Raw genomic sequence first — 20,523 nt, forward strand, 5'->3', positions numbered from 1 at the left:
GGTCCGGTCGCGCCTCGTCACCCCGGGCGGGGCCGAGTCAGCGTCCGCGCAGCTGGTGACGCTTGCGCCAGGCCACCACCGCGCCCGCCAGCCCCGGCAGGGCGATGCAGGCCAGGGCGATCAGGAAGGCCGGCGAGGTCGGTGTCGAGGCGCGGGCGCCGGCGACCGCGTAGGCGGCGGTGTTCGGGATCGACCCCAGGCCCGTCGCCAGCAGGAACGGCAGCAGGCCCATGCGGGAGACGGCCGCGCAGTAGTTGGCGGCGGCGAACGGCACCCCCGGGAACAGCCGTGCCGCCAGCATCGAGCGGAAGCCGTGCCGGCTGAGCTGCCCGTCCGCCGCCTTCAGCCACTTGCCCCGCAGCAGCGGACGCAGCGCCTCCTGGCCGAGCACCCGCCCCAGGCAGAAGGCGACCCCGGCGCCCAGCACCGTGCCGGCCAGGGCCGAGGCGAGGCCGAGCTGCGAGCCGAAGAGGGCGCCCGCGGCCAGGTTCAGCAGGGGACGCGGTACGAAGGCGACGGTGCACAGTCCGTACGCCACCGCGTAGGCGAGCGCCGCGGCGGCGCCGCCGAGCTGTGGCGGCCAGCCGTTCGTCAGCATCCGCTGCGGCTGGAACAGCACCACGGCCGTCCCGGCCGACGCGAGCAGGGCGACGAGCAGGGAGAAGCGGGACCACGGGGAGAGCAGAACTCTCGTCACGCGGGCGGTGAGACGGGTCGGTGCGACGGGCCCGGCGGCCGCGGCGACGGCGAGCTCCGTCGCGGCGGCCCGGGGAGAGGCCGTGATGGTGCCCCCAGAGCGGGTGGTGGCATCGAGCATCCGGTGACACTAACCGACATATGTGTGTGATCGCCGTAGGGTGCGTCTCATGAGCGTCACAGACACGGGAATTCCGGACGTGCCGCACAGCCCTCTCGCCGACACCCTGCTGGAGCGGCTCACCGCCGTGTACGGCGGCGCTGCCGATCCCGGGCGGGCCGTGACGATGCGGGCGTACATGAAGGACGTGGCCCCTTTCCTGGGCCTGACCACGCCTGTTCGCCGTGCCCTGTCCCGCACGGTCCTGGACGGCCTGCCCCGCCCGGCCGAGGCGGACTGCACCGCGATCGCGCTGCGCTGCTGGCGGCTGCCCGAGCGCGAGTACCACTACTTCGCCGTCGATCTCCTGCGCCGTCATGTGACGTATTGCTCCTCCGGTCTCCTGCCCGTGGTCCGGCATCTGCTCACCACCGTTCCCTGGTGGGACACCGTCGACCTGCTCGCCGCACATGTCGTCGGAGGGCTGGTCGCGGCCGACCGCGGTCTCACGGCCGACATGGACGCCTGGATCGCCGACGAGGACCTCTGGCTGGTCCGCGCCGCACTGCTCCACCAGCTGCGCTACCGGGAACGCACCGACACCGACCGCCTCTTCGGCTACTGCCTGCGCCGCTCCGGCCATCCCGACTTCTTCGTCCGCAAGGCCATCGGCTGGTGCCTGCGCGAGTACGCCAGGACCGACCCCGACGCCGTACGTGCCTTCGTGGCCGCCCACGGGCGGGCCCTCGCCCCGCTGTCCGTGCGGGAGGCACTGCGGAACACCGGCCCGTAGCGCCGGGTTTCCGGTCCCGGTGTGCGAACTCCCGTGTCCCGAAAATGATTCGACGCGCGACGGAGCGTCGGCGATGATCGGCGTCATGTTCCGGTACGCCTTCCACCTCGCAGCATCCGCGGTCGCGGATGCCCCGAAGGCTGCCGTCGCCCACTTCACCGCCGCAGTCGACGGCGCCCGAAGCTGACCCTCCCCGGATCGTCCGGCGGACCCCGCAGGGGGAGGGTCGGCCGGCCCCAGGGGTCCCCACCACCGCCACGAGGCTTCGAGGTACCGCCATGTCCAAGACGGCGTACGTCCGCACCAAACCGCATCTGAACATCGGCACGATGGGCCATGTCGACCACGGCAAGACCACCCTGACCGCCGCCATCACCAAGGTCCTCGCCGAGCGCGGCGCCGGCAGCACCACCCAGTACGTTTCGTTCGACCGCATCGACCGCGCCCCGGAGGAGGCGGCGCGCGGCATCACCATCAACATCGCGCACGTCGAGTACGAGACCGACACCCGGCACTACGCGCACGTCGACATGCCCGGACACGCCGACTACGTCAAGAACATGGTCACCGGAGCCGCGCAGCTCGACGGGGCGATCCTCGTCGTCTCCGCGCTCGACGGGATCATGCCGCAGACCGCCGAACACGTCCTGCTCGCCCGGCAGGTGGGCGTCGACCACATCGTGGTCGCGCTCAACAAGGCCGACGCGGGTGACGAGGAGCTGACCGACCTGGTCGAGCTGGAGGTCCGTGAACTGCTCACCGCGCACGGCTACGGCGGCGACGCCGTGCCCGTCGTACGGGTCTCCGGGCTGAAGGCCCTGGAGGGCGACCCGCGGTGGACGGCGTCCGTCGAGGCACTGCTCGACGCCGTGGACACCTATGTGCCCATGCCCGAGCGGTATCTGGACGCGCCGTTCCTGCTGTCCGTGGAGAACGTGCTCACCATCACCGGCCGCGGCACCGTCGTCACCGGCGCCGTCGAGCGCGGCACCGTCCGCGTCGGCGACCGGGTCGAGGTGCTCGGGGCGTCCGTCGAGACGGTCGTCACCGGCCTGGAGACCTTCGGCAAGCCGATGGAGGAGGCGCAGGCCGGGGACAACGTGGCGCTGCTGCTGCGCGGGGTCGCCCGCGACACGGTGCGCCGCGGCCACGTGGTCGCCGCACCCGGCAGCGTCGTGCCCGGCCGGCGCTTCTCGGCGCGGGTGTACGTGCTGTCGGCGCGCGAGGGCGGGCGGTCGACGCCGCTGACCACGGGGTACCGGCCGCAGTTCTACATCCGCACCGCGGACGTGGTCGGCGACGTGGACCTCGGTGAGGTGGCCGTCGCCCGGCCCGGGGACACCGTCGAGATGACGGTGGAGCTGGGGCGGGACGTGCCGCTGGAGACCGGGCTCGGGTTCGCCGTCCGCGAGGGCGGGCGGACGGTGGGGGCGGGAACGGTGACCGCCGTCGGCTGAACGCCCCGTGCCCCCCCGGCCCGCGCGCCGGGGGGGGGCACGGCCGTGAACGGGGGCCCGCGGGCCTGCCGTCGCGACCGGTCGCCGCCCCACGACGGGGCCGCGCGCCGGCCGGAGCGCGGGCCCGCCACCGTGACCGGTCGCCGCCCGCACCGCGGGGCCGTACACCGGTGCGGCCCCGCGCCCCGGCGTCGCCGCCCGGCCGCACAATGGAGGAGTGAACCATGAGGGAGTCGACGAAGCCGTGCCCGTCAGCCGCGTCACCGACCACGGCACCGTGAAGCTCATGCCCGACGTCGACCGGCGGCGGGCCTGGCTGCTCACCGTAGACGGGGCGCCGCAGTCGTACGTCGACCTGGACGAGCCGGAGCACCTGGAGTTCGAGTACGCGCGGCGGCTCGGCCACGCCCTCGACACCGTGGCGGAGCCGGGCCGCCCGCTGGACGTGCTGCACCTCGGCGGGGGCGCCTTCACCCTGCCCCGGTACGTGGCGGCGACCCGGCCCGGCTCGCGGCAGGACGTCGTGGAGGCCGACCTCGGTCTGCTGGACCTGGTCGCCGAGCAGCTCCCGCTGCCGGACGGTGCCGGCATCACCGCGCACGGCGCGGACGCCCGGGCCTGGCTGGAGACGGCGCCCGCGGACTCGGCCGACGTCGTGGTCGCCGACGTCTTCGGTGGCTCCCGGGTGCCGGCGCATCTGACCACCCTGGCCTGGGCCGGCGAGGCCGAGCGGGTCCTGCGGGGCGACGGCGTCTACCTGGCCAACCTCGCCGACGCGGCGCCGTTCGCGTTCCTGCGTTCGCAGCTCGCCGCCTTCGCCACGCTCTTCGAGGAGCTGGCGCTCGTCGCCGAACCGGGTGTGCTGCGCGGACGCCGGTTCGGCAACGCCGTCCTCGTCGCCGCGCACCGGCCCCTCGACACCGCCGCGCTGGCCCGTCGTACCGCCGCCGACGCCTTCCCGGCCCGCGTCGAACACGGGCCCGCCCTACGGGACTTCATCGGCGACGCGCGCCCCGTGCGGGACGAGGACGCCCTGCCGTCACCGGAGCCGCCCGCCGGGGCGTTCGGCATCGGCTGAGCGGCCAAGGGCCGGACACACCTACGCCTCCGTCGGCGGGTCCTCGGTCAGGCGCACGGTGCTCAGGATCTTCTGGATCGTCGCCTCGGGGATCTCGTCCTTGACGCCCTTGGCGCCGTAGAGGTTCCAGGTGACGAAGTTGCCCGCGCCGTTCTTGAACGCGAAGGTGATCGCCTTGCCCTCGCTGTCGCACTTGCCCTTCTGAGGGGTGCCCTCCGAGTGGGCCGTGGCGACGCTGCCCTTGATGCCGGAGGCCGTGGTGTAGTCCTTCGGCTTGTCGTACTTGACGCTCTTGCGGTCCGGCTCGGTGTAGCCGCCGTAGATCCACCACGGCACCCGGGTCTCGGCCGCCATGGCGGTGTCCTTGGCGCCGTCCTCACCCCGGGTACCGGCGGTGGCGAGGGCGGTGCTCTCCTTGCGTCCGTCCTTGTTCGCGTCCTCGGTGCACCACTCCGACTTGAGGTAGGCCGGGGCGGTGACGGTGGTGCGGTCCGTCTTCCCGTCCTCCTCCCACTCGAAGCCGACGCTCGTGTCGGTGCTGTCGATCTCCCAGTCCGCGGGCACGTCGAACATGGTGCCGAAGCGCGGGTTGGCGACGACCTTCCAGCCCTCGACGGTCGGCTTCAGCTCGCCGTCGCCGCGCGGGTTGTCGCCGCCACCGGACGCGGTCGGATCGGCCGTCGGGGACGCGGACTTGTCCGCGGACGCGCTCGCGGACGGCTTCTTGTCCTTGCCGTCGTCCGCCGTGTCGTCCTTGTCACCGCCCAGTACCAGGAATCCGGTCACGCCGGCGGCCACCACCACGGCGAGCGCCGCGACGATCGCGACCACCTTCGTCCGGTTGCCACCGCCGCCGCCACCGCTGCCGACGACGGTCGGCGGTTCAGGCCTGCCGGGGGGCTGGTTGGCGCCCCACTGCGGCTGCTGTCCGTACGGACCGGGCTGTTGCTGCCAGCCGGGCTGCTGGTACGGATTCGGCTGCTGGTACCCCGGCTGCTGGTACGGGTTGTTCTGCGGATTCTGCTCGCCCCCGGGCGGCTGCTGTCCTGGCCACATGTGCAGTCACCCTAATGCGGTACCGGACACGATTCGGTCACTGCCCCTTGTCAGGGACGTACCGAAACCGGCGCCGGGCGGCGGTGCCTCAGGACTCCGAGGGCGTGAATTCCCGTACCGTGCCCGCGATCCTCCGGACGGTGGCGTCCGGCACCTCGTCACCGACCCCCGCGGCACCGACGAACGACCAGGACACGAGGTCGCCGTCGGCGGACTCGAAGGCGAACGTCGTGGCCTTGCCGTCCACGTCGCACTTGCCCCTCCTCGTCACTCCGGCCGACCGGGAGGTGGCCAGGCTGCCGGTGATGCCGGAGGCGGTGGTGAAGGAGACCGGAGGCTCCGTGGTGATCTTCTTCCGGTCGGGCTGGGTGAACGCCCCGTACACCCACTCCGCCGAGTCGGACCGGGCGATCTCCTCGGTGCTCCGCGCACCGTTGTTGCCCCGCGTGCCCGCGGAGGCGAGGGGTGTGTGGTCGACGGAGCCGTCCCTGTCGTCGTCCGAGGCGCACCACTCCTCCTCGAGCACGGCCGGGGCCTTCATGGCGACCAGGGGCTTGTCGTCGGGGTCCCGGTCGTCCGCGACGAAGCTGACCCAGTCGGCCGACTGCCGTTCCCACGAGGCCGGCACGTCGAAGGCGACACCGAGATCCGGGTTCACCACGGTGTTCCAGCCGGGGACGGTGGGCCGCGGGGCGTCGTCCGCGTTCCGCGGGTCGCCGGCGGGCGAAGGAGCGCGCGCCGACGACGCGGCCGGGTCGGGCTCGGCCCGGCCGTCCTCGCCGCCGCCCAGGAGGACGGCCCCCGTCACGGCGGCGGCCACCACGACGGCCGTGGCGGCGACGACCGCCACCGCCTTCGTGCGGCGCCCGCCCGGCCCGCCGCCGGGCGGCGGACCCGCCGTGACCGTGGGGGCGTTCCACGCGGCGGCCGGCTGCCCGCCGGGATGCGCGGCGTGCTGCTGATGTCCCGGCTGCCGGTAGGGGTTCGGCTGCCCGGAGTGCGGGCCCCCGGCGGATGACTGCTCTCCTGGCCACATGGGCGGCAAGCATACGGCGATCGACGAAGGCGCCCGACCTCTGGTCCTCGCATGCTACTCGTGGGTAACCTGTCGCCATGAGCGCAGATCAGATGTCGATCGGCGAGTTGCTCGCCGCCACGGTGCCGATGGTCCGGACCCTGAACCTCGATTACCTGGAGACCACCCCGGAGAAGGCGGTCCTGGCCCTGCCGGACCAGAGCGAGTACCGCAACCACGTCGGCGGGCCGCACGCCGGAGCCATGTTCACGCTGGGCGAGTCGGCCAGCGGGGCGATCGTCCTGGCCGCCTTCGGCGACCAGCTCTCCCGCGCCGTGCCGCTGCCGGTCACCGCCGAGATCGCGTTCAAGAAGATCGCCCTGGGCCCGGTCACCGCCACCGCGACCCTCGGCCGGCCGGTCACCGAGGTCGTCGCCGAACTGGACGAGGGCAAGCGCCCCGAGTTTCCGGTGAGCGTCGCCATCCGGCGCGAGGACGGAGCGGTGACCGGGGAGATGACCGTGGTGTGGACCCTGCGGCCCAACAGCTGAGCGGCCGGCCGGCCGCCCGGGCCCGGGCCGGCACGGCTGCGCGGACCGGTAGGCTTCCCGGGTGCGCCTCCTTCGGGGCGCACCCGGGAAGCGGCGGGGCACCCCCGCGCACGGCAGGGACGCGAATCGGAGGATGCGGCGTTGCACGTCCAGGAGTGGCTCGACACGGTGCCCGCGGCGGCCGTCTACGCCGTCGTCGGACTGGTCATCGGTCTGGAGAGCCTCGGCATCCCGTTGCCCGGCGAGATCATCCTGGTCTCGGCGGCCCTGCTCTCCTCCCAGCACGGCGGCGTCGACCCGGTGGTCCTCGGCGCCTGCGCCAGCGCCGGAGCGGTGATCGGCGACTCCATCGGGTACGCCATCGGCCGCAAGGGCGGCCGGCCCCTGCTGGCCTGGCTGGGCAGGAAGTTCCCCAAGCACTTCAGCGAGGGACACATCGCCACCGCCGAGCGGTCCTTCCAGAAGTGGGGCATGTGGGCCGTGTTCTTCGGCCGCTTCGTCGCCCTGCTGCGCATCTTCGCCGGCCCGCTGGCCGGTGTGCTGCGGATGCCCTACTGGAAGTTCCTGATCGCCAACGTCCTGGGCGGCATCGTCTGGGCGGGTGGCACCACCGCCGTCATCTACTACGTCGGCGTCGTCGCCGAGTCCTGGCTCAAGCGCTTCTCGTGGCTGGGCCTGGTGCTCGCGGTCCTCATCGGCGTCGGCTCCATGCTCGTCGTCAAGCGCAGGGCGGCGAAGGCCCGGCCGGAACCGGACCCCGTCACCGCCGGCGACTGACGTACCCCCGCCCTCGCTCCGCTCAGTCGTGGAGCTCGCCGTGGGCCTTCGCCAGCTCCGCGTACATCGTCCCGTTCAGCGTGACGCCCTGACGCTCCTCCTCCGTCAGCTCGCGCCTCACCTTCGCCGGCACACCGGCGACCAGGGAACCGGGCGGCACGACCATGCCCTGTGGGACCAGCGCCTGGGCGGCCACCAGCGAACCGGCGCCGATCACCGCGCCGTTGAGGACGGTGGCGCCCATGCCGATGAGGCAGTCGTCCTCGACCGTCGCGCCGTGCACGACCGCGTTGTGCCCGAGGGAAACGCGCTCGCCGACCGTGACGGGGAAACCGGGGTCGGCGTGGAGCGTGCAGTTGTCCTGGACGTTGCTGCTCGCCCCGACGGTGATACGTTCGACGTCGCCGCGCAGTACCGCGCCGTACCAGACGCTCGCCCTCGCATGCAGCGTCACGTCCCCGATGACCGTGGACGTCGGTGCCACGAAGGCCTCCGCGTCCACCTTCGGGTCCTTGCCGCCGATGCCCTTGATCAGCGCCTTGTGCGTCATCATCGCCTCCTGGTCCGGTGCTGCAGTGCACCGTACGCCACCCAGTGGGGTGAAGATCACAGGCCTGGGGCTCCTTCCCCGTACCGCGTGCTGAGTACCGTGAGCGGGTGCCGATGCGCAAGAACACGTTCTCGTCCTGGTCCACCCGCCTCGCGCAGCGAGCCGTCCACGCGGGGTGGGCCTGGGTGCAGCGCACCGGCTCCGTCACCGCCGCGCACCCCGGGCGCTTCCGCTTCGGCGCGCTGGGCACGGGCACCCGGCTCGCCTTCCCGCTCGGCACGGTCTTCGGCGAGCCCTGGATCCACGTCGGCGCGCACTGCATCATCGGCGAGCAGGTCACCCTGACCGCGGGGCTCATGCCCGACCTCGACCTCGGCCCCGACCCCATCCTGCGCATCGGCGACGGAGTCGTCCTCGGCCGCGGCAGCCACGTCATCGCGGACACCACCGTCACCATCGGCAGCGACTGCTACTTCGGCCCGTACGTCTACGTCACGTCCACCAACCACTCCTACGACGATCCGCACCAGCCCATCGGCAAGCAGTGGCCGCGGATGGAGCCGGTGGAGATCGGCTCCGGCTGCTGGATCGGCACCGGCGCGGTGATCCTGCCCGGTGCGCGGGTCGGACGGAACGTGGTGGTCGCCGCCGGTGCCGTGGTTCGGGGCACGGTCCCCGACCACGCCGTGGTGGCGGGCGCCCCCGCCCGCGTCGTGCGGCGCTGGACGCCCGCGGAGGGCTGGCAGCCGCCGCTGCGGACCCCGGCCCCCGTGCCGGTGCCCGACGGGGTCACGCCGGAACAACTGCGGGCCCTGGCACGGCTGGACGAGGAGGCGGTGGCCCGGCTGGCCGAGCTGGACGACCGGACCGAGGGGAAGCTCGCGGAGCCGGCCGCCGAGGGCTGACCCGCGCGCGAGGGTGAGGGCGTCGACGGCGCCCCGTCCGCCTCAGCCCGCCGCCAGCAGCAGCGTGCCCACCAGGGCGAGGCCCGCGCCCGCCGCCTGGACGCCGCGCAGCCGCTCGCTCAGGAAGCCGCGGGCCGCCAGCGCCGTCACCACCGGGTAGAGCGAGGCGAGCACCGCGGCCACCGTGACGGGGCCGTGGTGGGCGGCGATCGAGTAGGTGCCGTTCGCCGCGACGTCGGCGAGTCCGACGAAGGCCAGGGCCGGCAGCGCACTCCAGACGAAGCCGCCCGGCGGCAGCGCGGGTGCACCGCGCCGGACGGACGCCCACAGGGCGAGGCCACCCGCGGCGACATTGGTGACGCGCTGCACGAACAGGGCGAGGAAGAGACCGGTGAGCGTGGTCGACGCCTCGGCGATCAGGGACATCACCGCGCCGAAGCCGAAGGCCGCGACCAGGGTGAGGAGGACCGTCCGGCGCTGCACCGGGGCGCCCCGCAGCTGGGGCCCGCCGGCGAGCACCACCCCGGCGACGGCGATCAGGATGCCGGCGAACTGCGGCAGCCCCGGGCGCTCGCCCAGGACCAGGCCGACGGTGACCGGGACGGCCACGCCGATCGAGCCGAGCGGCGAGACGACGCCCATCGGTCCGAGGGCGAGGGCCTTGTAGAAGGCGAGCATCGCCACCGGCCCGACCAGTCCGGCGGCGACGGCGAACCACAGGTGCGGTGAGGCCTCGCTCCAGGCGCCGGTGAGGGCGACGATCGTGCCGAGCACGGCCACGGCGATCGACTGCGAGACGACCACCACCGTGAGCGCGGGCGTGCGCCGGGTCAGCGTGCCGCCGCCGAAGTCGGCCAGGCCCCACAGCAGGCTGGTGGCCAGGGCGAAGAGCGCTGTCATGATCCGGTCGCCTCGCAGTACAGTTCGATGAACGATCAGGTGCAGTCCACCGTAGTTCAGTATGATGCACCACGTCATCCAAAATAATGGACGGAATGTGTCGGACCTCGACCTGCTGACCCAGTCCCTGGCGCGGAACGTCAAACGCTGGCGCACCGAGCGCGGCTTCACACTGGACGCCCTGGCCGCGCGGGCCGGGGTCAGCCGCGGCATGCTCATCCAGATCGAGCAGGCCCGCACCAACCCCAGCCTCGGCACGGTGGTGAAGATCGGTGACGCGCTCGGCGTCAGCATCACCACCCTGCTCGACTACGAACAGGGCCCGGCGGTCCGCATCGTCCCCGCCGAGCAGGCCGTACGGCTCTGGCACACCGACGCCGGCAGCTACAACCGGCTGCTCGCGGGCACCGAGGCCCCCGGCCCGCTGGAGATGTGGGACTGGCGGCTGATGCCGGGCGAGAGCAGCCCCTCCGACCCCCATCCCGCCGGCACGGTCGAGCTCGTGCACGTCACGTCCGGGGTCCTCACGCTCACCGTCGACGGCGTGGCCCACCGCGTGCCCACGGGCGCGAGCGCCTCCTTCGAGGCCGCCACCCCGCACACCTACGCCAACGAAGGCGGGGAGCCGATGGAGATGATCATGGCCGTGTCGGTGCCGCCCGTCCGCTGAGACGGCCCGCCGCGAGCCGGCCCGGGGTTGTTAGCGTGCGGCCATGCACGCACCCATCGGACACTTCGACAGCGCCACTCCCGCTCCGGACTGCCTCGACGAGCTGACCGCCCCCGTCGCCGACGCCGTGCGCCACTGGAGCGGCAGCGTCCCGGCCGGCCAGATCGTCTACGTCGACACCGACCCGCAATGGGCCGACACCGCCGTCTTCGTCGAGCACTACGGCCGTGACCTGCTGGAGCGGTCCGCGAACTGCGTGGTGGTCTCCGGCAAGCGCGGCGGCGGGACGACGCTCGCCGCATGCGTGGTGCTCTCCACGACCCGGGTCGACGTCAACGGGGTCGTGCGCCGTCATCTCGGCGCCCGCAAGGCGTCGTTCGCCTCGATGGACACCGCCACGGGCGAGAGCGGCATGGAGTACGGCGGGATCACCCCGGTCGGCCTGCCCGCCGACTGGCCGGTCCTGGTGGACTCGGCCGTCGTCGACCTGCCCTACGTCCTCGTCGGCAGCGGACGCCGGCGCGGCAAGCTGCTGGTCCCGGGCAAGGCCCTCGCGGAGCTGCCCGGCGCGGTGGTGCTGGACGGGCTCGGCGTCGCCTGACGGCCCGGCCCGTTCACGCGGGGGCGTGGTGGGCCAGCGCCAGATGGGGGTCCGACTCTCCCGGAGCCGGCGCCGGGTCCGCGTGGACCAGGGCGGCGGTGAGTCCCGGTACGGCGTGCAGCAGGGCGTGCTCGGCCTCGACGGCGATGCCGTGGGCCTCGCGGACCGTGGCCCCGCCGTCCACCACGACCGCCACCTCGGCGCGCAGCCGGTGCCCGATCCAGCGCAGCCGCAGCTCGCCCACCGCACGCACGCCGGGGACCTCGGTCAGCGCCCGCTCGGCACGGTCCACCAGCGCCGGATCGACGGCGTCCATCAGCCGCCGGAACACCTCCCGTGCCGCGTCCCGCAGGACGAGCACGATCGCGGCCGTGATCGCGAGCCCCACCACCGGGTCGGCGAGCCGCCACCCCAGTGCCGCGCCCCCGGCGCCCAGCAGTACGGCCAGCGACGTGAAACCGTCCGTGCGGGCATGCAGCCCGTCGGCCACCAGCGCGGCCGAACCGATCGCCCGGCCGACGCGGATCCGGTAGCGGGCCACCCACTCGTTGCCGGCGAAACCGACCAGGGCGGCCACGGCCACGGCCGGGACGTGGGCGACCGGGCGCGGGTCGAGCAGCCGGTCGACCGCCGTCCACGCCGCGAACACGGCGGACGCGGCGATCGTCAGCACGATCACGACGCCCGCCAGGTCCTCCGCCCGTCCGTAGCCGTACGTGAAGCGACGGGTGGCCGCGCGCCGGCCCAGGACGAAGGCGATGCCCAGGGGGACGGCGGTCAGGGCGTCCGCCGTGTTGTGCACCGTGTCCCCGAGCAGGGCCACCGACCCGGAGACGGCCACCACGACCGCCTGGGCCAGTGCCGTCGCGCCGAGCACCGCCAGCGACACCCACAGTGCGCGCAGACCGCGGGCCGAGGACTCCAGGGCGGGGTCGGTCCTGTCGGCGCTGTCGTGGGAGTGCGGGGCGAGCAGGTGCGCGAGCCGGTGACGCGGGGACGATTCGGCGTGGGCGTGGGCGTGGGCGTGGGCGTGGTGCCGGTGCGGGTCGCTCACGAGGTTCCCCTTCCGGGGGGTCCGGTGGTCCGGTGGGTCCGGTGGGTCCGGTGCGGACGGGTGGACGTGTGACGGCCCACGGCGCCATTATGTGCGTATGAGTGCACGCATGCACCTCTCACCTGCGCATGATGCGCATCCGCGCCCGCCGGGCGACGAGCGGTTCGCGCTCGCCGCCGACCTCCTCGCCCTGCTCGGCGACCGCACCCGCCTCGTCCTGCTGCACGCCCTGACCGAGGGCGAGGCCGACGTCGGCACGCTCACCGAGGTGTGCGGGGCGGCCCGGCCCGCGGTCAGCCAGCACCTGGCCCGGCTGAGGCTGGCCGGCCTGGTGGGCACCCGCAAGGAAGGCCGCCGCGTCGTCTACTCGCTCCGGGACGGACACCTGCGCCGCCTGGTCGGTGAGGCGCTGAACGTGGCCGGCCACAGGCTCGGCGACCGGCCGCCCCACGGCTGAGGCGGAGGTTCAGCCGGTGGCCGCCGTGCCGAGGTACTGCTCGGCGAACGCCGTCGCCGCGACGGGGGAGGCGAACAGCCGGCGGAGCCGCGCGTGCGTGAGGCCCGCGCGGTACGGGTCGCCCGACGCCGTGCCGTGGTACAGCTCCGAGAGCCACTGCGTGAACTCCTGGTACTCCCACACCCGGGCCAGACAGGCGGCCGAGTAGCCGGCCAGCCCGCTCTCGTCGCCGCCGGTGAGCCGGGCGACCAGTGCGTCGCCGAGCAGGAAGGCGTCGTGCAGGGCGAGGTTCATGCCCTTGGCGGCGATGGGGGCGGTCAGGTGGGCGGCGTCGCCGGCGAGGTGGAGCCGCCCGGACGTCATGGGTTCGACGACGTAGCCGTGCATGTCGAGGACGCGCTTCTCGATCAGCCGCCCCTCCTTCAGCGGCGGGGCGCCGGCCGCGCCGAGGCGTTCCCGCAGCTCGGCCCAGACCCGGTCGTGCGGCCAGTTCGCCGGGTCGTCGCCCGGCGGGCACTGCAGGTAGTAGCGGGTCACCTCGGGGCTGCGCTGCATGTGGCCCGCGAACCCGCGCGGGTGCATGCCGAAGACGACGCAGTCGCAGGACGGCGGTGCCTCGGCGAGGAGCGCCAGCCAGCCGACGCCGTAGTCGTACCGCGTGACACCGGCCCGCCCCGGCGGCAGCGCCGCACGGCTCACGCCGCGCGCCCCGTCGCAGCCCGCGACGAACTCGCATTCCACGACACGGCGTTCACCCGTCTCCGGGCACAGGTACGACACCGAGGGCCGGGCGGACTCCAGGTCGTGCAGGCGGACGTCCCGCACCCCGAACCGGACCGCCCCGCCGCGCACGTCGGCGTACTCACGCACCAGGTCCGCCACCAGGAAGTGCTGCGGATACACGTAGTGGTGACGACCTGTCAGCTCCGTGTACCGCAACCGGTACCGCTCCCCGGCGAAGCGGAACTCGCACTCGTCGTGCACCTGCCCCCGCGCCAGCAGGTTCCGCGCCAGCCCGCGCCGTTCCAGCCCGCGCACGACCCGCTCCTCGACGACCCCGGCCCGGGGGCGCCGCTCGACGAACTCGCGGCTCTCGGTCTCCAGGACCAGACAGTCCACACCGGCGGCACGCAGGATGTTGCCGACGGTCAGCCCGGCGGGGCCGGCGCCCACCACGACGACCGGGAAGCGTTGCGCGGCGCCGGAGTCGGCGCGGGGGGAGGCGGCGGTCACGGAAGCATTATGGCGATGCCCCGTGCCGGCGGGAACGTCGGCGACGGCCGCCTCGCCGGCCGTGCGCCCCATCCGCCGCGCGCCGCATCCGCCGCGCGCCGCGACGGTCGTGGGCCGCGACGGCCGTGTGCGGCGACGGTCGTGGGCCGCGACGGCCGTGTGCGGCGAGTTAGCCGAGCCGCGGGATCTCGATCGCCGGGCAGCGGTCCATCACCATCTCGAGACCCGCGGCCCGGGTCCGCTCGTACGCGGCCTCGTCGACCACGCCCAGCTGGAACCAGACCGCCCCGGCCCCCTTGGCGACCGCCTCGTCGGCCACCGCCCCGGCGAGGTCGCTGTTGACGAACACGTCGACCACGTCCACGTCGAACGGGATGTCCTCGAGGGAGGCGTAACCCCGCTCGCCGTGCACCGTCTCCGCCTTGGGATGCACCGGCACCACCCGCTTGCCGAAGCGCCGGAGCACCTCGGCGACGCCGTACGCGGCGCGCTGCCGGTTCGACGACAGGCCCACCACGGCCCAGGTGTCACCCAGCTCGGTGAGGATCTTGCGGACGGTTGCCTCGTCGCCGTACACCGGCGGCCTCCTCGGAATCCTGAACGGACGGTCCTCGGCGACAACCGAGGACGGCGGGCGGTGATTCCCCGGGGCCCTCCGGCGCGCGCCCACGGTGCGCCGCGGGCGCGGCCCGCCTACGCTCACCCCGTGCTGCGCATCATCGACGCCCGGACCGGCGAACCGGTCCCCGCCGCCCCCGTCCGGCGGGGCTTCACCCGCGTCGAGGCACATGTGCCGGGCCGGGACACGACCGGCCTGCGCGTGCTCCTCGTCGCCGACGTCCTCGTCCGTGCCCTGGAGCTCGGCGGCACGCCCGTGTGGGCGCTGCTGAAGGGTGCCGGGGACCGGGACGGCCTGCTCACGGATGCCGCGGCGCTCGGCATCCGGCCCTTCGAGGACGGGCCGGACGGCCCGAACGCCTCGCAGGCACTCCACGTCGTGCGGGAGGGCGCCGCCGCCCCCGACGGCGCGACGGTCGCCGTCGCCCCCGCCGATCCGGCCCGGCCGGACGCCGTGGCCGACGCCGACCCCTATGCCCTGCGCCTGGCCCTGCTGGAACGGCACCGCAGCGCGCCCGTACGGCTCGACTCGGCCGTGCTGGACGACGCCGCCGCCACCCTCACCCGCCTGCGCCGCGCGGTCGCCGCCTGGGCACGGCAGCCCTCCCGCCCCGTTCCCGACGGGGTGCGCGACCGGCTCCGGGCCGCCTGGGAGGACGACCTGGACACCCCTGCCCTCCTCGGGGTGCTGCGCCGGGCGGCGAGCGACCCGGACGTCCCGGACGGTGCCCGCTTCGAGACCTTCGCCTACGCGGACCGGCTCCTCGGCCTCGATCTGACCCGCGCCGTGGGTTCCCCGGCCTGACCACGCGCCGGGCGGCCCCCGGGGTGCCCACGGCCACGGACTAGGCTGGCCGGATGCAGGACGAGTACCGCACGGTGCCCCGCGCGGGCGTGCACGAGACCGAGATCAACCGCTCGCGCTTCCTGTGCGCCCTCGCCCCGGCGGCCACCGAGGAGGAGGCCCAGGCGTTCATCGCGTCGGTGCGCAAGGAGCACGCCGACGCCAACCACAACTGCTGGGCGTACGTCATCGGCGCCGACGCCGCCGTGCAGAAGGCCGGCGACGACGGGGAGCCCGGCGGCACCGCGGGCGTCCCGATGCTCCAGATGCTGCTGCGCCGCGACATGCGGTACGTCGTCGCCGTCGTCACCCGCTACTTCGGCGGCGTCAAGCTCGGCGCGGGCGGCCTCATCCGCGCCTACGGGGGATCGGTCGGCGAGGCCCTGGACGCCCTCGGCACGCTCACCCGCCGCCGGTTCCGCCTGGCCACGGTGACCGTCGACCACCAGCGGGCCGGCAAGCTCCAGAACGAGCTGCGCGCGACCGGGCGGGAGGTGCGCGACGTGCGGTACGCCGAGGCCGTCACCATCGAGATCGGCCTGCCGGACGCCGACGTGGACGCCTTCCGCGGCTGGCTGGCGGACGCGACCGCGGGGACGGCCGGCTTCGAGCTCGGGGGAGAGGCGTACGGGGACGCGTGAGTCGGACACCCCACAGTCCGCCCGAGCCGCACGGTGTACGAAAGCCCCTGTAACCGGGCAATCCGGGCGCTGACGCGTGCGAGGGGTGCTCGTTCGTGGGTGAAGCGGTGCGCGGACGTACTAGCGTGGTCGGGGCCGACCACGATCAGGTGGTCGTTCGTGCCGGTCGCGAGGGTGCGCAGGAGTGGGTGTGCGGGGCGGAGCTGACGCGTGAGAGTGCTGCACACGTCCGACTGGCATCTCGGCCGGGCGTTCCACCGGGTGAACATGCTCGGCGCCCAGTCCGCGTTCATCGGTCACCTCGTCGAGACGGTGCGTGAGCACGACGTCGACGCGGTGGTCGTGTCGGGGGACGTGTACGACCGGGCGGTGCCCCCGCTCGCCGCGGTCGAGCTCTTCGACGACGCCCTCCACCGCCTCGCCCGCCTCGGGGTGCCGACGGTGATGATCTCCGGCAACCACGACTCGGCCCGTCGGCTCGGCGTCGGAGCCGGACTCATCGACCGGGCCGGCATCCACCTGCGCACCGACCCGGCCGGATGCGGCACCCCGGTGGTGCTCGCCGACGGCCACGGGGACGTGGCCTTCTACGGGCTGCCCTACCTGGAACCCGCCCTGGTGAAAACCGAGTTCGCGGTGGAGAAGGCCGGGCACGAGAGCGTGCTCGCCGCCGCCATGGACCGGGTCCGCGCCGACCTCGCCGGCCGCGCGCCGGGCACCCGCTCCGTCGTCCTCGCGCACGCCTTCGTCACCGGCGGCGAGCCGAGCGACAGCGAGCGGGACATCACCGTCGGCGGAGTCGCCGCCGTGCCCGCCGGGGTCTTCGACGGCGTGGACTACGTGGCGCTGGGGCACCTGCACGGCTGCCAGACCATCACCGAGCGCGTCCGCTACTCGGGCTCGCCGCTGCCGTACTCCTTCTCGGAGGCCGCCCACCGCAAGAGCATGTGGCTCGTCGACCTGGACGCCGGCGGCTCGGTCACCGCCGAGCGCCTCGACTGCCCGGTGCCGCGCCCGCTGGCCCGGCTGCGGGGCCCCCTGGAGGAGCTGCTCGCCGACCCGGGGCTGACCCGGCACGAGAACGCGTGGGTCGAGGCGACCCTCACCGACCCCGTGCGGCCGGCCGACCCCATGGCCCGGCTCACCGAGCGCTTCCCGCACACCCTCAGCCTCGTCTTCGAGCCCGACCGGGCCCCGGACGACCCGGCGGTCTCCTACGCCCGCCGCCTGGCGGGCCGCAGCGACCAGCAGATCGCGGAGGACTTCGTGGCGCACGTGCGCGGCGTCGGACCCGACGACCGCGAGCAGACCGTCCTGCGGGACGCCTTCGACGCGGTGCGCGCGGACGAGACCGTGCGGGAGGTGGCCCGGTGAGGCTGCACCGGCTCGACATCACGGCCTTCGGGCCCTTCGGCGGATCGCAGAGCGTCGACTTCGACGACCTCTCGGCGGCCGGGCTGTTCCTGCTGCACGGGCCGACGGGCGCCGGCAAGACGTCCGTCCTCGACGCCGTCTGCTACGCGCTGTACGGCTCCGTCCCCGGCGCCCGGCAGAGCGGCCAGGGCATGACCCTGCGCAGCGACCACGCCGCCGTCGGCACCCGCACCGAGGTGCGCCTCGAACTCACCGTCGCCGGACGGCGGCTGGAGGTCACCCGGCAGCCGCCCTGGGAACGCCTCAAGAAGCGCGGCAAGGGCACCACTGTCGACAAGGCCCAGACCTGGCTGCGCGAGTACGACACCAAGGCCGGGGCCTGGAAGGACCTCAGCCGCTCCCACCAGGAGATCGGCGAGGAGATCACCCAGCTGCTCGGCATGAGCCGTGAACAGTTCTGCCAGGTCGTGCTGCTGCCCCAGGGCGACTTCGCCCGCTTCCTGCGCGCCGACGCCGAGGCACGCGGCAGACTGCTCGGCCGGCTCTTCGACACCCGCCGCTTCGCCGAGGTCGAGAAGCGCCTCGCCGAGCGGCGCCGCACGACCGAGGCCCAGGTGCGGGAGGGGGACGCCGCGCTGCTCGCGGACGCCCACCGGATGCAGCAGGCCGCCGGCGACGCCATGGTCCTGCCGGAGCTCGCACCGGGCGATCCGGGCCTCGCGGAGGCCGTGCTGGGCGCGGCCGCCGTCGCCCGCGGTACCGCCCGGGAACTGCTGGACGTGGCCGACTGCCGGCTCGTCGCCGCCGAGTCGGCCCAGGCCGCCGCCGAACGCGGCCTCGCCGACGCGCGCGAACGGGACCGGCTGCAACGCCGGCATGCCGAGGCACGGCAGCGGGCCGAGCGCCTGGAGGAGCGGGCCGGTGCGCACCACGCCGCGCAGCAGCGCATGGAGCGCGCCCGCAAGGCCGGTGCGGTCGCCCCCGCCCTGGAGCTGCGCGACACCGCCGACGCCGAACACCGGCGGGCGGCCGACGCGGAGGCACGGGCGCGCGCCCTGCTGCCCGACGCCCTCACCGACGCCGGTGCCGCCGGACTGGCCGCCGCCGCACGCCGGACCGCCGAGGAACTGGGTTCCCTCGAGTCGGCCCGGCGGGCGGAAGGGCGCCTTGCCGACCTCGCCGCGGAACGCGCCGGCCTGGACCGGCAGGAACGGGTCGACGAGGACGTCCTGCACGAGGCGGAGACCTGGCTGGCCGACTGGGAGGCGCACCGCGGCGGTCTCCAGGCCCGCGTCGACTCCGCGCAGGAGGCCGCGACCCACGCCGAACAGCTCGCCGTGCAGCGCGACCCGGCGCGGCGGCGGCTGGACGCGGCCCGGGAACGGGACCGGCTCGCCGTCGCGGCGGACACGGCGCGGCGACAGGCGCTGGCCTCCGCGCAGGACGCCGTCGAGGCCCGCGCCCACTGGCTCGACCTCAAGGAACAGCGACTGAACGGCATCGCCGCCGAACTCGCCGCACACCTCACCGACGGCGAGCCCTGCGCCGTGTGCGGAGCCACCGAACACCCCGCCCCCGCGCGCCGGATCGCCGGGCACGTCGACCGGGAGGCCGAGGACCAGGCCCTCGCCCGCCACCAGGAAGCGGAGGAGCGGCGCGCTGACGCCGAACGGCGCCTCGGCTCCGTACGGGAGGCGCTCGCCGCCGCCACGGCGGAGGCCGGCGGCACCTCCGCGGAGGAACTGGCCGAAGAGGCCGAGGCACTGGAGCGCCGGTACGCGCGGGCGCGGGCCCTCGCCTCCGGACTGCACGCCGCCCAGGAGGAGCTGCGCCGGGCGGAGCGGGAACGGGAGCAGCGCGTCGCGGCCCAGCAGGAGGCCGCCGTCCGGGCCGCCTCCCGCGTGGCCCACCGTGAACGGCTGCAACGCGAACAGGCGGATCTGGAAGGGGAGTTGGCTCAGGCGCGCGGCACGGCCGACAGCGTCGCCGCGCGGGCGGCCCAGTTGGAGCGGCGTGCCGCCCAGCTCACCGAGGCCGCCGACGCCGCGCGCGCCGCCGAGGACACCGCCCGGCGGCTCAAGGACGCCGACGCCCGTCTCGCGGACGCCGCGTTCCGGGCCGGGCTCGACACCCCGCGGGAGGCGGCCGACGCGCTCCTCGACGACGCCGCGCACCGCGACCTCCAGCGACGGCTGGACGCCTGGGCGACCGAGGAGGCCGCCGTCCGCGCGGTCCTCGCCGAGGCCGACACCGCGGCCGCCGCCCAGCAGCCGCCGGCCGACCTCGCCGCCGCGGAACGTGACGCGGCCGACGCGGGCCGGCGACTGCGGGACGCCGCCTCCGCGCGCGACGCCGCCGCCCGGCGCTGCGCCGAACTCGCCCGGCTCTCCACGACCGCCACCGCCGCGGTGCGCCGGCTCGCCCCCTTGCGCGACGAGTACGACCACGTCGCCCGTCTCGCGTCCCTCGCAGCGGGCACCTCGGCGGACAACGAACGCCGCATGCGCCTGGAGTCGTACGTGCTGGCGGCACGCCTGGAGCAGGTCGCCGCCGCCGCGACCGCGCGGTTGCAGCTGATGTCCTCGGGCCGCTACACCCTCGTCCACTCCGACGACCGCACGGGGCGCGGACGCAGCGGCCTCGGACTGCACGTCGTCGACGCCTGGACCGGCCGGGAGCGGGACACGGCGACGCTGTCCGGCGGCGAGACCTTCTTCGCCTCCCTCGCCCTGGCGCTCGGCCTCGCCGACGTCGTCACCGACGAGGCGGGCGGGGTCCGCCTGGACACGCTCTTCATCGACGAGGGGTTCGGCAGCCTCGACGACCAGACCCTCGACGAGGTCCTCGACGTCCTGGACGCGCTGCGCGAGCGGGACCGCAGTGTCGGCATCGTCAGCCACGTCGCCGACCTGCGGCGTCGTGTCCACGCCCAACTGGAGGTCGTCAAGGGCAGGTCGGGGTCCGTGCTGCGGCAGCGGGGCGCGGGCTGAGCCGGTCCCGGTTCCCCGGCGGACGCCGGGGCCGCCCGGTTCCCCGGCCCCGGCGTGCCGGTCGAGGAGATGCTCGGCGGTCCGAGTACCGGACCGGGTGGGCGAGGGCTTCGCGTACGAGACCCGGCAGGGGCCCGAACGGCCTCCCGCCGGCCGGCCGGCC

21 protein-coding genes are annotated in these 20,523 nt (G+C 74.6%); 13 read left to right on the forward strand and 8 right to left on the reverse strand.

From position 1 onward, the window contains the following. Positions 1–37: 37 nt before the first annotated feature. Positions 38–817, reverse strand: a complete 780-nt coding sequence (locus ACGF3H_RS23400) for a VTT domain-containing protein (RefSeq protein ID WP_362487718.1) — start codon at positions 815–817, stop codon at positions 38–40. A 49-nt stretch (positions 818–866) separates the two neighbouring features. Here ACGF3H_RS23400 and ACGF3H_RS23405 point away from each other — a divergent pair, with 49 nt between their 5' ends. The 3 genes from ACGF3H_RS23405 (at position 867) to ACGF3H_RS23415 (ending at position 4,124) form a co-directional block, all read left to right on the forward strand. Then, positions 867–1,589: a DNA alkylation repair protein gene (locus tag ACGF3H_RS23405; protein ID WP_362487716.1), complete on the forward strand. Its 723-nt coding sequence runs from the start codon at positions 867–869 to the stop codon at positions 1,587–1,589. Between the two features lie 278 nt (positions 1,590–1,867). Further along, positions 1,868–3,046: an elongation factor Tu gene (gene tuf, locus ACGF3H_RS23410; RefSeq protein ID WP_362487714.1), complete on the forward strand. Its 1,179-nt coding sequence runs from the start codon at positions 1,868–1,870 to the stop codon at positions 3,044–3,046. 286 nt (positions 3,047–3,332) lie between these two features. Then, positions 3,333–4,124 (forward strand): fused MFS/spermidine synthase, encoded by a 792-nt coding sequence (locus ACGF3H_RS23415; RefSeq protein ID WP_362487899.1) that lies wholly within the window; start codon positions 3,333–3,335, stop codon positions 4,122–4,124. A 21-nt stretch (positions 4,125–4,145) separates the two neighbouring features. Here ACGF3H_RS23415 and ACGF3H_RS23420 read toward each other — a convergent pair whose 3' ends face one another. Both ACGF3H_RS23420 and ACGF3H_RS23425 read right to left on the reverse strand, forming a co-directional pair. Then, entirely contained in the window at positions 4,146–5,180 is a 1,035-nt protein-coding gene (locus tag ACGF3H_RS23420; protein ID WP_362487712.1) for a hypothetical protein, read from the reverse strand. An 88-nt stretch (positions 5,181–5,268) separates the two neighbouring features. After that, complete coding sequence (locus tag ACGF3H_RS23425) at positions 5,269–6,216, reverse strand: hypothetical protein (RefSeq protein ID WP_362487709.1); 948 nt, start codon at positions 6,214–6,216, stop codon at positions 5,269–5,271. A 92-nt stretch (positions 6,217–6,308) separates the two neighbouring features. On the opposite strand from ACGF3H_RS23425, the gene ACGF3H_RS23430 reads away from it, so the two are divergent. Then, positions 6,309–6,746, forward strand: a complete 438-nt coding sequence (locus tag ACGF3H_RS23430; protein WP_362487897.1) for a DUF4442 domain-containing protein — start codon at positions 6,309–6,311, stop codon at positions 6,744–6,746. Positions 6,747–6,887: 141 nt separating this feature from the next. Beyond that, positions 6,888–7,523: a DedA family protein gene (locus tag ACGF3H_RS23435; RefSeq protein ID WP_362487707.1), complete on the forward strand. Its 636-nt coding sequence runs from the start codon at positions 6,888–6,890 to the stop codon at positions 7,521–7,523. A gap of 22 nt (positions 7,524–7,545) precedes the next feature. Here ACGF3H_RS23435 and ACGF3H_RS23440 read toward each other — a convergent pair whose 3' ends face one another. After that, positions 7,546–8,073, reverse strand: coding sequence for a gamma carbonic anhydrase family protein (locus ACGF3H_RS23440; protein ID WP_362487895.1), 528 nt, complete (start codon positions 8,071–8,073; stop codon positions 7,546–7,548). Between the two features lie 107 nt (positions 8,074–8,180). Between ACGF3H_RS23440 and ACGF3H_RS23445 the strand changes: the two genes are divergently transcribed. After that, positions 8,181–8,978: an acyltransferase gene (locus tag ACGF3H_RS23445; RefSeq protein WP_362487705.1), complete on the forward strand. Its 798-nt coding sequence runs from the start codon at positions 8,181–8,183 to the stop codon at positions 8,976–8,978. A 42-nt stretch (positions 8,979–9,020) separates the two neighbouring features. Here the strand turns inward: ACGF3H_RS23445 and ACGF3H_RS23450 are convergent, their stop codons facing one another. Then, positions 9,021–9,878, reverse strand: a complete 858-nt coding sequence (locus tag ACGF3H_RS23450) for a DMT family transporter (protein WP_362487702.1) — start codon at positions 9,876–9,878, stop codon at positions 9,021–9,023. A gap of 97 nt (positions 9,879–9,975) precedes the next feature. Here ACGF3H_RS23450 and ACGF3H_RS23455 point away from each other — a divergent pair, with 97 nt between their 5' ends. After that, a complete protein-coding gene (locus ACGF3H_RS23455; RefSeq protein ID WP_362487893.1) occupies positions 9,976–10,548 on the forward strand; it encodes an XRE family transcriptional regulator in 573 nt (190 codons plus the stop codon). Between the two features lie 43 nt (positions 10,549–10,591). Beyond that, a complete protein-coding gene (locus ACGF3H_RS23460; protein WP_362487700.1) occupies positions 10,592–11,149 on the forward strand; it encodes a YbaK/EbsC family protein in 558 nt (185 codons plus the stop codon). A gap of 13 nt (positions 11,150–11,162) precedes the next feature. On the opposite strand, the gene ACGF3H_RS23465 is transcribed toward ACGF3H_RS23460, so the two are convergent. After that, positions 11,163–12,203, reverse strand: a complete 1,041-nt coding sequence (locus tag ACGF3H_RS23465) for a cation diffusion facilitator family transporter (protein WP_362487698.1) — start codon at positions 12,201–12,203, stop codon at positions 11,163–11,165. Between the two features lie 97 nt (positions 12,204–12,300). Between ACGF3H_RS23465 and ACGF3H_RS23470 the strand changes: the two genes are divergently transcribed. Continuing rightward, positions 12,301–12,660, forward strand: a complete 360-nt coding sequence (locus ACGF3H_RS23470; RefSeq protein WP_362487696.1) for a metalloregulator ArsR/SmtB family transcription factor — start codon at positions 12,301–12,303, stop codon at positions 12,658–12,660. Between the two features lie 9 nt (positions 12,661–12,669). Here the strand turns inward: ACGF3H_RS23470 and ACGF3H_RS23475 are convergent, their stop codons facing one another. Next, a complete protein-coding gene (locus tag ACGF3H_RS23475) occupies positions 12,670–13,893 on the reverse strand; it encodes a 4-hydroxybenzoate 3-monooxygenase (protein WP_362487694.1) in 1,224 nt (407 codons plus the stop codon). Positions 13,894–14,062: 169 nt separating this feature from the next. Then, on the reverse strand, positions 14,063–14,470 hold the full coding sequence (locus ACGF3H_RS23480) for a CoA-binding protein (RefSeq protein WP_351013661.1): 408 nt from the start codon (positions 14,468–14,470) through the stop codon (positions 14,063–14,065). Between the two features lie 129 nt (positions 14,471–14,599). Here ACGF3H_RS23480 and ACGF3H_RS23485 point away from each other — a divergent pair, with 129 nt between their 5' ends. The 4 genes from ACGF3H_RS23485 (at position 14,600) to ACGF3H_RS23500 (ending at position 20,360) form a co-directional block, all read left to right on the forward strand. Continuing rightward, positions 14,600–15,316 carry a hypothetical protein gene (locus ACGF3H_RS23485; protein ID WP_362487691.1) on the forward strand — a complete coding sequence of 239 codons (717 nt, stop codon included), beginning with the start codon at positions 14,600–14,602 and terminating at the stop codon, positions 15,314–15,316. 53 nt (positions 15,317–15,369) lie between these two features. Continuing rightward, positions 15,370–15,996 carry a YigZ family protein gene (locus ACGF3H_RS23490; protein ID WP_362487689.1) on the forward strand — a complete coding sequence of 209 codons (627 nt, stop codon included), beginning with the start codon at positions 15,370–15,372 and terminating at the stop codon, positions 15,994–15,996. A 210-nt stretch (positions 15,997–16,206) separates the two neighbouring features. Next, entirely contained in the window at positions 16,207–17,370 is a 1,164-nt protein-coding gene (locus ACGF3H_RS23495; RefSeq protein ID WP_362487687.1) for an exonuclease SbcCD subunit D, read from the forward strand. After that, positions 17,367–20,360 carry an SMC family ATPase gene (locus ACGF3H_RS23500; RefSeq protein ID WP_362487685.1) on the forward strand — a complete coding sequence of 998 codons (2,994 nt, stop codon included), beginning with the start codon at positions 17,367–17,369 and terminating at the stop codon, positions 20,358–20,360. Before ACGF3H_RS23495 ends, ACGF3H_RS23500 begins: the two co-directional genes overlap by 4 nt. Positions 20,361–20,523: the final 163 nt, after the last annotated feature.

It is taken from the genome of Streptomyces sp. NPDC048185, from assembly GCF_043202495.1.
Classification (GTDB): Bacteria; Actinomycetota; Actinomycetes; order Streptomycetales; family Streptomycetaceae; genus Streptomyces.

What these genes read in the sequence shown, in the direction of transcription:
- ACGF3H_RS23400 (WP_362487718.1), bottom strand. Translation starts at nt 817, where the DNA reads ATGCTCGATGCCACCACCCGCTCTGGGGGCACCATCACGGCCTCTCCC.
- ACGF3H_RS23405 (WP_362487716.1), top strand. Translation starts at nt 867, where the DNA reads ATGAGCGTCACAGACACGGGAATTCCGGACGTGCCGCACAGCCCTCTC.
- tuf (WP_362487714.1), top strand. Translation starts at nt 1,868, where the DNA reads ATGTCCAAGACGGCGTACGTCCGCACCAAACCGCATCTGAACATCGGC.
- ACGF3H_RS23415 (WP_362487899.1), top strand. Translation starts at nt 3,333, where the DNA reads ATGCCCGACGTCGACCGGCGGCGGGCCTGGCTGCTCACCGTAGACGGG.
- ACGF3H_RS23420 (WP_362487712.1), bottom strand. Translation starts at nt 5,180, where the DNA reads ATGTGGCCAGGACAGCAGCCGCCCGGGGGCGAGCAGAATCCGCAGAAC.
- ACGF3H_RS23425 (WP_362487709.1), bottom strand. Translation starts at nt 6,216, where the DNA reads ATGTGGCCAGGAGAGCAGTCATCCGCCGGGGGCCCGCACTCCGGGCAG.
- ACGF3H_RS23430 (WP_362487897.1), top strand. Translation starts at nt 6,309, where the DNA reads ATGTCGATCGGCGAGTTGCTCGCCGCCACGGTGCCGATGGTCCGGACC.
- ACGF3H_RS23440 (WP_362487895.1), bottom strand. Translation starts at nt 8,073, where the DNA reads ATGACGCACAAGGCGCTGATCAAGGGCATCGGCGGCAAGGACCCGAAG.
- ACGF3H_RS23450 (WP_362487702.1), bottom strand. Translation starts at nt 9,878, where the DNA reads ATGACAGCGCTCTTCGCCCTGGCCACCAGCCTGCTGTGGGGCCTGGCC.
- ACGF3H_RS23460 (WP_362487700.1), top strand. Translation starts at nt 10,592, where the DNA reads ATGCACGCACCCATCGGACACTTCGACAGCGCCACTCCCGCTCCGGAC.
- ACGF3H_RS23470 (WP_362487696.1), top strand. Translation starts at nt 12,301, where the DNA reads ATGAGTGCACGCATGCACCTCTCACCTGCGCATGATGCGCATCCGCGC.
- ACGF3H_RS23490 (WP_362487689.1), top strand. Translation starts at nt 15,370, where the DNA reads ATGCAGGACGAGTACCGCACGGTGCCCCGCGCGGGCGTGCACGAGACC.